Origin of the sequence: Sphingopyxis panaciterrae (assembly GCF_011762125.1) — a bacterium.
Classification (GTDB): domain Bacteria; phylum Pseudomonadota; class Alphaproteobacteria; order Sphingomonadales; family Sphingomonadaceae; genus Sphingopyxis; species Sphingopyxis panaciterrae.
Window position 1 is genome coordinate 758,457 of record NZ_JAASQN010000001.1, and the last position, 13,640, is coordinate 772,096.

Sequence of the window (13,640 nt, forward strand, 5' to 3'; positions counted from 1 at the left end):
TAATGCGTCCCGCCGCATCAGAACCAGAACCGCACCCCAGCGACAAAGGCCGGCCGTGACGCGCCGTCGCTTGTTGCGCGCGCCAGCCGTGCCGTCTTCCCCAGCTTGCGGTCCCAGACGAAGCCCACATAAGGCGCGAATTCGCGGGCGATTTCATAACGTAACCGCACGCCAAGCTCGACGCTCGAAACGCCGCTGCCGATGCCGCGTTCGGCGACGTCCTGAAACGCCGCTTCGACCTCGGCCATAGGCTGCACGATCAGCCACTGGGTGATGCGCTGGTCATAGCTGGCTTCGAGGCGCGCGGTGACGTCGCCTTTGGCCGACAGGAACAGCGCGCCCTCGACGTCGAACCAATAGGGCGCGAGGCCTTCGAAACCGATGACGGCATGCGTCGGCGATGCGCCCGGTCCGATGTCCTGCCTTACCCCGGCCTGCACGTCGAAATAGGGGCCGATCGCATGGCTCCACAGCGCCTGCACCTCGGCCTCGTCCAGTGAACCGCCGAAATCGCCTTCGCCTTCGGATTTGACTGCCAGCTTGTCGATATCGCCGCCGAAGCGCGCCTCGGCATCCCAGGCATAGCTGTCGCGGCCTTTGCCGATCCGCGCCTCGGCCATGTCGACCATGACCTGCGAGATCGCGCTGCCCCCATGTTCGGCATAGAGCCGCGCGCGCGCAGCCGCCATCGCGTCGGCGCCGAAGATCGCATCTGCGGCGCCGACGCGCGGCGCGGGCGGGGGAGGGGTGTTGCCCGCGCCGGGGGTGGGGGGGGTGGTGTCAGGGAGGGTGCAATGGCCCATCGCGGCATGCTCGGGCGCGCAGGCGGGCGGAGGCGGTGCTTTGGGTGCCGGCATCTCGCAATGCCCCATTGCGGCGTGTTCGGGTGAACAGGAGGGAGCGGGCGACGGTGGCGGCGCGGGCGGTGCGGGCGGCGCCTTCGCCTCGGGCATCGTGCAATGGCCCATCGCCGCATGCTCGGGCGAGCAGGCAGGCGCGGGTTCGGGCGCCGGCATCTCATGACCCTGATGCTGCGCGGTCACGAGGAGGAGCGCGAGCAGGCTCATGCCGCCTCTCCCGCCGGCCGCACCGTCACCACCTGCATCATCCCGGCGTGCATATGATAGAGGAGATGGCAGTGAAACGCCCAGTCGCCCGGCGCGTCGGCGGTCAGGTCGAACGTCGCCTTGCCGCCCGGCTGGACATTCACCGTATGCTTGCGCGGCGCATGGTCGCCCTTGCCGGTGACGAGCTCGAAGAAATGGCCGTGCAGATGGATGGGGTGCGTCATCATCGTGTCGTTGACCAATGTCACGCGCACGCGCTCGCCCTCCGTGAAGGGGATCGGTGCCTTGACCTCGTTCATCTTCACCCCGTCGAACGCCCACATATAACGTTCCATATTGCCGGTAAGGTGGATCTGCAGCTGCCGCGACGGCGTGCGCGTGTCGGGATTGCGGTCGAGCGCGACGAGGTCTTGATAGGATAGCACGTCGGGCTCGCCCTCCAGCCCTTGCCCCGGGTCGCCGGTGCGGTCGACGGGCATCGGCGATATGCTCTGGACGGTCGGCGTATCCTTGACCGTCGGCGCGGCGCGCATGTCGCGCATGCTATGCTTCATGGTCTCGCCGCCATGGCCCATCGCGCCATGATCCATGCCGCCCATCCCCATATCCTGCATCGTCGCAAGCGGGCGCGGGCGGAGCGGCGGAACCGCGGCTGTCATCCCGGCGCGCGGCGCCAGCGTCGCTCGCGCCAACCCCGACCGATCCGAACTTTCTGCGATCAGCGAATAGGCCTCGTCGCTGGGCGTGACGACGACGTCGTAGGTTTCGGCGACCGCGATCTGGAATTCACCGACGCGCACCGGCCGTACGTTCAGTCCGTCGGCCTGCACTACCTCCATCGTCAGCCCGGGGATGCGGACGTTGAAGGTCGTCATTGCCGATGCGTTGATGATGCGCAGCCGCACCCGTTCGCCGGCCCGGAACAGTCCGGTCCAATTGTCCGCAGGCCCCAGGCCGTTGATCAAATAGGTATAGGTCGATCCCGTGACGTCGCTGATATCGGTCGGGTCCATCCGCATCGCACCCCACGCCACCCGGTCTTTCAGCGCCTGGTCCTCGCCCGCGAGCAGCCCCGCCAGCGTCTGCTTGTTATAGTTGAAATAGCCGCCCATCTGCTTGAGCTTCTTGAAAATGACATGCGGATGAAGCGCGCTGTGGTCGGACAGCAGGATCACATGTTCGCGGTCATAGGCGACCGGATCGGCATCCGCGGGGTCGATGATCAGCGGGCCGTAATGCCCCATCTGCTCCTGCAATCCCGAATGGCTGTGATACCAATAGGTCCCCGACTGCCGCACCGGAAATTCATAGGTAAAGCTCTTGCCCGGCGCGATGCCGGGAAAGCTGATCCCCGGCACGCCGTCCATATGGAAGGGCAGGATCAGGCCGTGCCAGTGGATCGAACTATCCTCGCCCTGCAGCGCGTTGGCGACATGAATACGCGCCTTTGTCCCTTCCTTCAGCCGCACCAACGGGCCGGGGATGGTGCCGTTGATGCCGATCGCATGGCTCGTCTTGCCGTCCACGGTCAGCATTTGGTGCGCGATCTTCAGGTGAATGTCGGCGCCGCTGACGGTCGGCAGTCCCGGCGAAATCGGCTGCGCCCACGCGGGAAGCCATGGCACGAGCGCCGCCGCGCCGCCTGCGGTCAGCAGCGATCGCCGGTCGATCATCATGCTCACATCACCCTCCACAGCATCCACAGCGCCATCGCCACCATCATCACATTTTCGGTCAGCGATACGAAACCCAGCGGCACCTTGCTGCTGCCGCCGACGCAGGCGCATTTGATGTCGCGCTTGTCGATATAGACCGCCTTGAACACCGACACCGCGCCGATGCCGCCGATGAACAGCGCAACCGGGATCGACAGCCAGGGCAGCGCGTGCGCGGTCATCAGCACGCCGGCAAGCCCCTCGGCAAAGGGATAGATGCTCGCATAGGGCACCCAGCGCCGCGCGAGCAGGTCGTAATTGAGGAACATCGTCGCGAACTTGTCGACGTCCTGCAGCTTGAGCAGCGCGAGCACGACCATGCTGAACGAAATGAACCATTCGGCGGCACGCAGGGTGAAAACATTCCCCTCGACCGCGAAGCCGGCGGCGAGCGCCATCAATGCCGTCATCGCGAACAGCGCGATCACCGGCGTATAGCTCGTCGCATCGGGGTCGGCGACCTTCAGCCCGAAATGGCGGCGCAAATCGTCATGGCCGCCGATGCGAACGCCGTCGATGAAGGTCTGCGGCGTCGTCTTGACGCCATGCTCGGCCTTGAAGGCGTCGGTCTGTTCGCGGGTGGTCAGCCAGCGGTCGTCGACCGTGAAGCCCCGGCTTTCGAGCAAATGCTTCGATTTGAGCCCATAGGGGCAAGTGTGGCCGGGCATGACCATGCGATGGAGTATTGCCTGTTTCGTCATGCACCCCATATAGCTTCCGTACCATGGTACGGAGTCAAGCGATGCAATTCACCATCGGAAAATTGGCGCAGGCGGGGGCGGTCGGGGTCGAAACCATACGCTATTACCAGCGCCGCGGCCTGCTCGAAACGCCCGCGCGCAGCGGCGGCGACCGTTGGGGCGGCGGTATCCGCCGCTATGGCGCTGACGATCTCCGCCGGTTGAAGTTCATCCGCTCGGCGCAGGCGGCCGGTTTCACGCTCGACGAGGTTTCCGAACTGCTGGCGCTGGAAGCCAGCGATGACCGGGTCCAGGTACGCAGCCTCGCGCGCCAGCGGATCGACATGCTTGACGTGAAGATTGCCCAAATGACCGAAACCCGCGCCGCCCTCGCGCGCCTCGCCGACCAGTGCGCGGCGAGCGACAAGGGGCCATGCCCGATCTTGGCGGCATTCGAGCCGTGATGATTTGGAAACCGGCGCGGGAAGGGCCGGTTGCGGCCGGGAGTTGCCGTCCCGTCCATCGTCACCCCGGACTTGATCCGGGGTCCCGCTTGACCTCGAAAGCCGCCGGCGCCCAAAAAAAGCGGGATCCCGGGTCAAGTCCGGGGTGACGAAGCTGTAGAAAGCGATGCCCGCTCCCCACACCAATGCCGGCAATCGACCGGGGCTCGTGATCCGCTCGCCCTTGGTGCTCCTCGTCGCCACGCTCCTCGCGATGACGAAGTTGAATCGGGCGCCCGTCAGCTATGCAGGAAATGCATCACGTCGCCGTCGTGGACGATATAGGCCTTGCCTTCGGCGCGCAGCTTGCCGGCTTCGCGCGCCCGCGCTTCACCGCCCAGCGCGACATAATCGTCATAGGCGATCGTTTCGGCGCGGATGAAGCCCTTCTGGAAATCGCTGTGGATTTCGCCCGCCGCCTCGGGCGCGGTGGCGCCGGTGTGGACGGTCCACGCGCGCGCTTCCTGCGGACCGACGGTGAAGAAGGTGATCAGGTGGAGCAGTTCGTATCCGGCGCGGATGACGCGCGCGAGACCGGTTTCGGTCAGGCCCATTTCCGACAGGAATTCCATCCGGTCGGCCATGTCCATCGTGACGAGCTCGCTTTCGATCGCGGCCGAAACGACGACCGCCTGCGCGCCCTCGGCCGCCGCCTTGGCAAAGACTTTTTCCGAAAAGGCGTTGCCGGTCGCGGCGCTGCCCTCGTCGACGTTGCATACATAAAGCACGGGCTTCGACGTCAGCAGCTGCGCGGTGCGCAGCACCCGGGCCTCTTCCTCGTCCCGGGGCTGGGTCAGCCGCGCAGGCTTGCCTTCGCGCAGCAGGTCGAGCGTCTGGCCGAGCACCGAGGCGGCGATCTTCGCTTCCTTGTCACCCTGCGCCGCCTTCTTGGCAAAGGCGGGAACGCGCTTCTCGAGGCTTTCGAGGTCGGACAGCAGCAGCTCGGTTTCGACCGTTTCGGCGTCGGCGACCGGATCGACCTTGTTCTCGACATGCTGGATGTCGTCATCCTCGAAACAGCGCAGGACATGAACGATCGCGTCGACCTCGCGGATGTTGCCGAGGAACTGGTTGCCCAGCCCTTCGCCCTTCGACGCGCCGCGCACCAGCCCGGCGATATCGACGAAGGCGAGCTGCGTCGCGATGATCTTCTTGCTGCTGGCGATCGCCGCGAGCTTTTCCAGCCGCGCGTCGGGCACCGCGACATTGCCGATATTCGGCTCGATCGTGCAGAAAGGATAATTCGCCGCCTGCGCTGCCGCGGTTTCGGTCAGCGCGTTGAACAGGGTGGACTTGCCGACGTTGGGCAGGCCGACGATGCCGCATTTGAAACCCATAAAAACTCCGTAGATCGGCATGACGCCGCTGTTGCAGCGCCCCTAGCGCCAAGTCGGGCGCGATGCCAGCTTTTGCCGCGCGTTCGATTATGGTTGCGGCAAATTCAGCCTTGGCCTTTATCGCCGTTACGATGATGAAATCCACCCGATGGGCGGCCGCTGCCTTGCTGCTGGCGCTTGGCGCGGCCGGCGCCGCCGCTGCGCCCACCCGTTTCGAAGCGGGCGTCCTGGCCGAACTCAACCGCTTTCGCGGCGATCCTGCGGCCTATGCCGCCGTCCTTCGCGCCTATCGCCCTCGCTTCGAGGGCAAGCGGCTGATCGCCGAGGAAGGCGACGAGATCGATATATTGACGAATGAGGGCGTCGCGGCGGTCGATGAAGCGATCCGCGACCTGCGCTACCGAAAACCATTGCCGCGTCTTGCGCAAAGCGATTTGCTGGCGCGCGCCGCCGCCGACCATGTCGCCGACCAGTCGCGTTCGGGCGCCGTCGGCCATGATACCAAGGGGCGCGGCCCCGGTGAACGGATGAAGTCGCGCGGCGGCGGGCCCTATGTCAACGAGGTGATCACCTATGGCCACCACAGTCCGGCGGGGGTGATCCAGCAATTGCTGATCGACGACGGCGTGCCCGATCGCGGCCATCGCCACAGCCTGCTCCGCCCGGGGCATCGCTATGCGGGCGTCGCCTGTGGCCGCCACCCGGTGCACCGGACGATGTGCGTGATATTGATGTCGCAGACGCCCGACGGCTCGCCACCGCCGCCGAAGCGGGCGACGGTGAAGCGCGATCGATAAACGAAAGGGGCCGGCCTCGCGCTGCGAAGCCGGCCCCTTCCTTGACGCCGGAGCTTCAGTTGCCGACCGGCTGGGCGTCGGTGCGGCGGACGACGATGGTCGACGAACGCGGTTTCTCGCCCGCGACCGGCCAATTGCCCTCGGGATGCTGGATGTTGATGAAGAAGGTCGTGAGGTCGGGGGTGTAAGCGATACCCGTGATCTCGCAGCCCGTCGGGCCGACCAGGAAGCGCTTCGACTTCTTTGTCGTCTGGTCGAGGTAGAACATCGCATTATGCCCGAACACATCCTCGATCGTCTTGCCGTCGACGCCCGAATTGCCCGGAATGCTGTGATCGGTCTGCACCCACAGGCGGCCCTGCGGATCGATCCGGATGCCGTCGGGGCTGGAGAAGGTGTCGCCGTCGATATTGCCGACCAGGTTCGACCCGCCCGCCGACAGCGACGGATCGCCGGCAGTCAGGAAGATTTCCCATGCAAATTTGGTCGCCAGCGGCGAATCGCCTTCCTCGCGGAACTTGATGATGTGGCCGTGCAGGTTGGTGACCCGCGGGTTCGCCGCGTCGGTGACCTTGCGGCCGCTGTTGTTGGTCAGCGTGACGAAGATCGCCTTGTTGTCGGGCGCGACGGTCAGCCATTCGGGGCGGTCCATCACGGTGCCGCCCGCGACGCGAGCCGCCGCCTGGCAGTTGATCAGCACGTCGGCCTGGCTGTTGAAGTCGACCGTCGCCGGGGTCGGCGGGGTCGTGTTCTGGCTGACGTTGCCGGGGTCCGAGGCGCCCGCGGTCAGGCCGTTCTCGCCGACGACCAGCGCGCGCCATTCGCCCGACCCGTCGCCGTTGAAGCGCGCGACATAGAGCGTGCCATAATCGAGCAGGTCGGTGTTCGCGGCGCGGTTCGACGGGCTGAACGCGCGATCGGGAACGAATTTATAGATGCAGCCGGGGGTCGAATCATCGCCCATGTAGAATGCGACGCGATTGTCGCCGCTCGCCAGATGCGCGACATTTTCGTGGCTGAAACGGCCCATCGCGGTGCGCTTGGTCGGCGGCGCGAGTTCGCGCACCGGATCGATTTCGACCACCCAGCCATAGTTGCGCGCGGGCTGCGTCGGGTCGAGGTAATTGTTGGTCGTCTCTTCGCAGGTGAGATAGGTGCCCCAGGGCGTCCGGCCGCTCGAGCAATTGTTGAGCATGCCCTTGATCGTACCCGAAAGCAGGCCCGCCGCGGGCCCCCCGGCGCGATAGCTGCTGTTGCCGGTATAGCGCTTGTTATAGGTCGATCCCGACTTGACCGCCCATTTGCCGTCGCCGCCCTTGGCGATTTCGACGACGCTGATGCCGACGGCGGACAGCGCGAGCGCCTTCTGGTCCGCCGAGGCGGTGGCGGCGTTATAAGCTCCGTCGAAAAGGATGTTATAGTCGGCGACCTCATGGTTGATCGCCAGCAGGCCGCCGGTGTTCGGATCGACACCCGACAGCGTGAAATATTCCATGCCGTCGTGGTTGCCGCCGGCCCATTTCTCGGCGACCGCCGGGGTCGGATAGCTGCCCGAATAGGCGGTGCCGCTCTCGACCGAATCGCCTGCCTTCAGCAGAACGTCGACGGTATAGCCGGCGGGGACGGTGACCTTGTCGTCCTCATTCGCCGCAACCGACGCGAAGTTGATCGCATAGCTCGGGGCGGGCGTGGGGGTCGGCGTCGGAGTGGGCGTCGGAGTCGGGGTGGGCGTCGGCGTCGGCGTCTTGTCATCGTCGCTGCAGGCGGCGAGTGCTGCGGCGGGGAGCACCGACAGGCCGAACAAACCGTTTTTGAGAATCGAGCGGCGCGACGGATTTTCTGCGATCAGCACTTCAAGGCTGTTCGGCCCGTTCAGATCGTCGGTTTCGCGGCGATAGGGCGCGCGCGCGGCATCGGTGATATAGGACATGCAGTACCCCTGTTTTTCGGTTGGGTCCCGGGACCGGATTGTTCCGGCGGGTGTCCCCCGATTGCAGAGAGAGGTGTCAGCAGCATGGCTTCAACATGTCAGAACATGTTGAATTACATGACAGATTTTTTACAGTCCGGGCACCGAGGCGCGCCGCGCTGCGATCAGGCAAGCCACCGCGCATAGACGCGCACATCCTGCCGTTCCCAGCCGAGATGCGTATAGAGCCCCGCGGCGGCATTGCCTTCGCGAAGCATCAGTTCGACCTTCGGGCACCCGCGCTCGCGCAGCCAGTCGCACGCGGCGTCGAGCAATCGCCGCGAAACCCCGCGCCCGCGCTGGTCGGGCAGAACGCCGAGATAATAGATCCAGCCGCGATGCCCGTCGAAACCCGCCATCGCGGTTCCGGCGATCCGCGCGCCGTCTTCCGCCAACAGGATCGTCGCCGCCTCATGATCCAGGGCGCGCTGAAAATCGGCGCATGGATCGTTCCACGGGCGGGTGAGTTCGCACGCCGACCAGACCGCGACCACCGCATCGCGATCTGCCGCGGCTGCGGGGCGGATCGCGATCATCCCTGCAGGCGCAGCGCGAGGTCGCTTGCGAACCGCACATCGTCGCCCTGGGCGAGCCACGGCGCTTCGGCGGCGATCGCGCCGAGCAGGTCGATCAGCGGTTCCATCTCGCTCTTGTGATAATTGCCGAGCACATGGCCGGTCACGCGGTCCTTGTGCCCCGGGTGGCCGATACCGATGCGGACGCGGCGAAAATCTTCGCCGACATGGCTCATCATGCTGCGGATGCCGTTGTGGCCCGCCGCGCCGCCGCCGCGCTTGACCTTCACCTGCATCGGGATCAGGTCGAGTTCGTCGTAAAAGACGGTGACGTCCTCTGCCGTCAATTTATAGAAATCGAGCGCGGCGCGCACGCTGCGGCCGCTTTCGTTCATGAAGGTGCCGGGTTTCAGCAGCAGGATGCGCTGCGATCCGATACGTCCTTCCTGGATCCAGCCCTGGAATTTCTTCGCGGGCGCAGGAAAACCATGGACATCGGCGATGACATCGGCGGCCATGAAACCGACATTGTGGCGGTGCATCGCATATTGGGGCCCGGGATTGCCGAGGCCGACCCAAAGCTGCATCGTCTTCCCCTCCACTTCAGGGGAGGGGCAGCGAGACTTGCGAGCTTGCTCGCTAGTCGCAGCGGGGTGGGGCCATCACCCCTGCGCTGCCCCGCAAAACCCCACCCCAACCCCTCCCCTGAAGGGGAGGGGCCAAGATGGTTTAAGATCAGGCTTCTTCGCCGCCTTCGGCAGCTTCGCCGCCATCGACCGTCGTGTCGCCTTCGCTCGACTTGAGCGCCGACGGCGCAACGATCGTTGCGATGGTGAAGTCGCGGTCGGTGATCGCGCTTTCGCTGCCCTTGGGCAGGGTGACGGCGCTGATGTGGATCGAATCGCCGACGTCAAAACCGGTGACATCGATCTGGATGTCGTCGGGCATCTTGTCCGCGTCGCAGATCAGTTCCAGCTCGTGGCGAACGATGTTCAGCACGCCGCCGCGCTTCAGGCCCGGCGAGGCTTCTTCGTTGATGAACACGACCGGCACCGCGACCGTGACCTTGGCATCCTTGCTGATGCGCAGGAAGTCGGCGTGGATCGGACGATCCTTGACCGGGTGAAAAGCGACGTCCTTCGGCAGGGTCCGCACCTGCTTGCCATCGACTTCGATCATCACGATCGAATTCATGAAGTGACCCGTCATCAGCTGCTTCATCAGCAGCTTTTCTTCGACGTGGATCATCAGGGGTTCTTCTTTGCCGCCATAGACAACGGCGGGGACGCGGCCATTACGACGCAGGTCACGCGAGGCTCCCTTGCCTCCGCGTTCGCGCGTCTCGGCCGACAGCACCAGCTGGTCGCTCATCATTTTTCTCCGAGAAACAGTTACACAGTTCCGCCACGCCTCCAGGGATGACCATGGCCGGAAGCGGGCGCGCATAGCGGGGAAGGGGCAATATTGCAAGCGTTGGGGCCGGCGGCGGCATTGCCGACCCTGGAATTGTCGGCTTTCGCCCCGAAGTTGTCATTGCAAATATTGTCATCCCGGCGAAGGCCGGGATCTCTCCTTTTCGGATTCACGCACCGGATCGGATTCACGCATCGGCGAGATCCCGGCCTCCGCCGGGATGACGGCTATGGGTGGGTCGGGAATGTAACTCAAAATCGACAAGGACACCCCCGCCGAACCCAACTCACTGCACCCGCGTCACCTTGACCCCCTCGGCTTCCAGCATCGCCGGCACGCCGTCGGTCCCGACCAGATGCCCCGCACCGACCGCCATCAGCACCGTCCCGGGGCGCTCCATGCGCTGTTTCACCCATGCGCTCCACTGCCGGTTGCGATCGGTCAGGATCGCCTTGCGCGCGGCAGGAACGGCGTCGACGTCTTCGTTGATCACCTGTTCGAGCGCCGAGACATCGCCGCGGGCCCATGAGGCGACGAGCGCCTTGACGTCCCGAACCGACCGTCCCGTGTCCTCGACCGCGCGGGTCAGCAGCGCCCGCTGCGTTTCCGGGTCGAGCGTTTCGAACAGCGTCAATTGCATTTTTGCGGTTTCGAGGCCGTCGATCGGCTTGGCGGCCGCCGCGAATTTGGCGGTCAGTTCCGATTCGACGCCTTCGGACGGGTCGAGTTCGGCATTGCGCGTGACGCGCTGGCCCATCAGCACCATCACGGCCCAGTCATCGAGCGCGTCGCCGCCGAAGTTGTCACCGGTCGCCTCGAGCGCGCGATATTGTGCCAATGCATCCGCCGTCAGCCGCTTCTCCATCGCCATCGGTTCGGTGCGCGGCGCGAGCGTCTGGAAGACCCCGCCCGCCGCCGCCAGTTCGCGCGGCGACAATTCCATCACCAGTTCATCGGCGGCGTCGATCGCGCGTGCGACCTTGCCATGGGCCCAGTCGGTCCCTGCGGGCAGGGCGTGCATCGTGCCGAGGATATAGATATGCGTGTCGCTATCCTCGACCAGCCACATCGCCGGCCGCGCCTGCGCGCGCGGTTCGGGGGCGGCGCAACCGGCGAGCAGGAACGGCAGCAGGGCAGCCGCAAGACCGCGCGCCCGCGCCCGTGACCGGACGGGCTCCGGCTTCAATATTTTATCCGTTCGGCGGTCAGTCCGCGTTCCTTCAGATAATCCTGCACGCTATGCTCGCCTGCAAGGTGGCCCGCGCCGACCGCAACGAACACCGTGCCCGGCTGCGCCATCCGCGCCTGCAAGGCTTCGGCCCAGCGCGCGTTGCGATCGAACAGCAGGACCTTGGCGAGTTCGGGGGTTGCGGCCATGCTTTCGTTCATCGCGGCGGCGAGCGCTTCGGTATCGCCTTTGCCCCACAGCACGACCGTCTTGTCGAGCGTCGGGCCCAGCTTGTCGATATCCTTGACCACCGAATTGAGGAAGGCGAGCTGCTGTTCTTCGGGCAGACCGTCGAAAAAGCCCAATTGCTCCTCGATCGTCTCAAGCCCCGAAATCGGCTTTCCGGCGGTCTTGGCGGACGCCGTCAGCAACTTTTCGGCACCCTGCTCGGGATCATAGCCGAGCTTGGCGAGCGGCAGGATCGACAGCGTCATAGCCGCGAACCAGGGCTCGAAGGCGTCGAACTGCGCCGGCGCGATGCCAAGGCCGGTCAGTGCGGCCTGATAGGCCTTGAGCTCGTCGGGGCTGAGCCGCGACGACAAGGTCTTGCCGCTCTGGTCGATCGCAAGCGGGATCATCTTCTGCGCCATCGCGGCCTGGTCGTCGGGCAATATGATTTCGAGCATCAACTGGTCCGACTTGTCGAAGGCCTGGCGAACCGCTTCGTCGAACCAGCTGAGACCCGGCTTCAGCACATGCACCGTGCCGAACAGATAGATGGTCGTATCGTCGTCCTTCACCACCCACAGCGCCGGATCGGCGTCGGTCGCCGCCTTTGGGGCCGGCGCGGCGGCCGGTTCGGCAGCCGTCGCCATATTGTGGCCCGGCGCCATCGCGCATTGGGCAAAGGGGATCGCGGCGCAGGTGACCGCGAGCTTCTTGAACCAGCGCTTCTTGAACCAGATCTTCATGGAGAATTGCCTTTCGATTTCGGCTCTTATGGCCGGAGCGTTGAGGAGAGGGAACCCCGATCGTTCAGCGAAATTTCAGCCACAGATAGACGACCAGATTGACGAGGAACGCCAGCAGGAAAAGGAGCATGGCGTCGATCGGCGGCGCCAGTCCGGCGCGATGCAGGACCCACCAGGCGGGAATCGGGATGATGAAGACATAATAGCTTGCCAGTCCCGCGCGCAGATAGGCTTGCCGCTCATGATCGTCGATCACCCGCTCATAGAGCGGGATGAGGATCGTGAGCCCCAGCACCCACAATGCGGCGAGGATGACGGCGGCGGTGGGCGACAATGCGCCGCTGAGAATCGCATTGATCGAAAGGTCGTCGGTGCCGCTTCGCGCCACGATCACCGACAGCGCGCCGATCAGGACGGCGGCGAACAGGCAGCCCCAGTAAAGCCGTTTGCGCCGCGACCAGCCGCTCCAGAAGTTGCCGACCCGCCGCAGATAGAACAGCATCGCGGCGCCGCCGCCGAGTAGCACCGCGCCGCTGACGACCGGCGTCGGCGGTGCGTTGCCACCTGCCTCGCGCATGGCATCGAGATAGCCGGCGGCGACCCCCATCAGGAATATCGTCGCGAAGATGATCAGGATCGGCCAGACGATGCTCGGTCGCTGGCGCTTTTCGGCGGGGTCAGTTGTCATCGCTGCTTCCTTCGAAACCATCATCGAAAATCTCCTCGATCGGCATTGCGAACAATCGTGCCAGTTTGAACGCCAGCGGCAGCGAGGGGTCATATTTCCCCGTTTCGATGGCGTTCACCGCCTGCCGCGATACGTCGAGCCGGTCGGCCAGTTCGGCCTGGCTCCAGTTCCGCATCGCGCGCAGCACTTTCAACTTGTTGTTCATTCGGTGCCTCGCCAGCCTTTGCATCCGGACGGAGATGAATGTCGGGAGCCTCCCCGCATCATCAAAATCGGGCCGAGTGCAACGGAAAGTTTCGCGTGCATCCTGTCGGGCGGCAAGAGGCTGGAGCACACGCTGTGAGCGCGCCGCTCCAGCTCAAGTCGCGGGCCGTTACCGGGGAGTGCCGGCCCTGACGAAACCGCGAAACGCTCCATGCGGCAACTTATCGCGCGGCGATCCGCATGCCGCGATCGGCTGCGGCGACCGCCCGGTCGGCCTGCGGCTTCGCGCTGGCGTGCGCCGCGGCGATGCATTCGGTCTGCAACGCCAGTTCGGTCGTGCCGCGCAGGTCGCTGCGGCACAGGCGGCGCGCGGCGCGCTCCACCCGCGCCTCGAGCGTCTCGCGATCGCGCGCGACGGCCAGATTCAGGTCATCGATACGAACGATCTGGCTGATACCGTCGTCGGCCGGCGCCGCGAACGCCGGGGCGCTATATGCCAGCGAAACGGCGATTATCGTTGTGCGGATGATCATGGGACTATCTCCTCTCCGAAGGGTGTCGGTCATGTCGACATGACTTTATGTAAAGTATCCATGACAATATGTCGTGATTC

Annotated in this window: 15 protein-coding genes; 2 read left to right on the forward strand and 13 right to left on the reverse strand. The window is 65.1% G+C overall.

Features of this window, described 5'->3' with window-relative positions; genetic code table 11:
* Positions 1 to 17 precede the first annotated feature (17 nt).
* Genes FHR22_RS22495 through FHR22_RS03315 form a run of 3 tightly spaced genes read right to left on the reverse strand, consistent with a single transcriptional unit; the run spans position 18 to position 3,483 of the window.
* The gene (locus FHR22_RS22495) at positions 18 to 1,067 is read right to left on the reverse strand and encodes a copper resistance protein B (protein ID WP_279588391.1); all 1,050 of its coding nucleotides are present in this window, start codon (positions 1,065 to 1,067) and stop codon (positions 18 to 20) included.
* Entirely contained in the window at positions 1,064 to 2,743 is a 1,680-nt protein-coding gene (locus FHR22_RS03310) for a copper resistance system multicopper oxidase (RefSeq protein WP_166940710.1), read from the reverse strand. Before FHR22_RS03310 ends, FHR22_RS22495 begins: the two co-directional genes overlap by 4 nt.
* Positions 2,744 to 2,745: 2 nt before the next feature.
* Positions 2,746 to 3,483 carry a glutaredoxin family protein gene (locus tag FHR22_RS03315; RefSeq protein ID WP_166938907.1) on the reverse strand — a complete coding sequence of 246 codons (738 nt, stop codon included), beginning with the start codon at positions 3,481 to 3,483 and terminating at the stop codon, positions 2,746 to 2,748.
* A gap of 41 nt (positions 3,484 to 3,524) precedes the next feature.
* Here FHR22_RS03315 and FHR22_RS03320 point away from each other — a divergent pair, with 41 nt between their 5' ends.
* Positions 3,525 to 3,926, forward strand: coding sequence for a MerR family transcriptional regulator (locus FHR22_RS03320; protein WP_166938909.1), 402 nt, complete (start codon positions 3,525 to 3,527; stop codon positions 3,924 to 3,926).
* A gap of 278 nt (positions 3,927 to 4,204) precedes the next feature.
* Here FHR22_RS03320 and ychF read toward each other — a convergent pair whose 3' ends face one another.
* A complete protein-coding gene (gene ychF, locus FHR22_RS03325) occupies positions 4,205 to 5,302 on the reverse strand; it encodes a redox-regulated ATPase YchF (RefSeq protein ID WP_166938912.1) in 1,098 nt (365 codons plus the stop codon).
* Between the two features lie 131 nt (positions 5,303 to 5,433).
* Between ychF and FHR22_RS03330 the strand changes: the two genes are divergently transcribed.
* Complete coding sequence (locus FHR22_RS03330; protein WP_166938914.1) at positions 5,434 to 6,099, forward strand: CAP domain-containing protein; 666 nt, start codon at positions 5,434 to 5,436, stop codon at positions 6,097 to 6,099.
* 55 nt (positions 6,100 to 6,154) lie between these two features.
* Here the strand turns inward: FHR22_RS03330 and FHR22_RS03335 are convergent, their stop codons facing one another.
* The 9 genes from FHR22_RS03335 to FHR22_RS03375 form a co-directional block, all read right to left on the reverse strand.
* On the reverse strand, positions 6,155 to 8,029 hold the full coding sequence (locus FHR22_RS03335) for a PhoX family protein (RefSeq protein WP_166938916.1): 1,875 nt from the start codon (positions 8,027 to 8,029) through the stop codon (positions 6,155 to 6,157).
* 164 nt (positions 8,030 to 8,193) lie between these two features.
* Complete coding sequence (locus tag FHR22_RS03340) at positions 8,194 to 8,604, reverse strand: GNAT family acetyltransferase (RefSeq protein WP_166938919.1); 411 nt, start codon at positions 8,602 to 8,604, stop codon at positions 8,194 to 8,196.
* Complete coding sequence (gene pth, locus FHR22_RS03345) at positions 8,601 to 9,170, reverse strand: aminoacyl-tRNA hydrolase (protein ID WP_166938921.1); 570 nt, start codon at positions 9,168 to 9,170, stop codon at positions 8,601 to 8,603. Before pth ends, FHR22_RS03340 begins: the two co-directional genes overlap by 4 nt.
* 148 nt (positions 9,171 to 9,318) lie before the next feature.
* Positions 9,319 to 9,954 carry a 50S ribosomal protein L25/general stress protein Ctc gene (locus FHR22_RS03350; RefSeq protein ID WP_166938923.1) on the reverse strand — a complete coding sequence of 212 codons (636 nt, stop codon included), beginning with the start codon at positions 9,952 to 9,954 and terminating at the stop codon, positions 9,319 to 9,321.
* Positions 9,955 to 10,282: 328 nt separating this feature from the next.
* The gene (locus tag FHR22_RS03355) at positions 10,283 to 11,182 is read right to left on the reverse strand and encodes a TraB/GumN family protein (RefSeq protein WP_243853440.1); all 900 of its coding nucleotides are present in this window, start codon (positions 11,180 to 11,182) and stop codon (positions 10,283 to 10,285) included.
* Positions 11,179 to 12,135 carry a TraB/GumN family protein gene (locus FHR22_RS03360; protein WP_166938926.1) on the reverse strand — a complete coding sequence of 319 codons (957 nt, stop codon included), beginning with the start codon at positions 12,133 to 12,135 and terminating at the stop codon, positions 11,179 to 11,181. Before FHR22_RS03360 ends, FHR22_RS03355 begins: the two co-directional genes overlap by 4 nt.
* A 64-nt stretch (positions 12,136 to 12,199) precedes the next feature.
* A complete protein-coding gene (locus FHR22_RS03365; RefSeq protein ID WP_166938928.1) occupies positions 12,200 to 12,823 on the reverse strand; it encodes a hypothetical protein in 624 nt (207 codons plus the stop codon).
* Positions 12,813 to 13,028, reverse strand: a complete 216-nt coding sequence (locus FHR22_RS03370) for a helix-turn-helix transcriptional regulator (protein ID WP_166938930.1) — start codon at positions 13,026 to 13,028, stop codon at positions 12,813 to 12,815. The genes FHR22_RS03365 and FHR22_RS03370 overlap by 11 nt, the downstream gene beginning before the upstream one ends.
* Before the next feature lie 220 nt (positions 13,029 to 13,248).
* Complete coding sequence (locus tag FHR22_RS03375; protein ID WP_166938933.1) at positions 13,249 to 13,560, reverse strand: UrcA family protein; 312 nt, start codon at positions 13,558 to 13,560, stop codon at positions 13,249 to 13,251.
* Positions 13,561 to 13,640 lie beyond the last annotated feature (80 nt).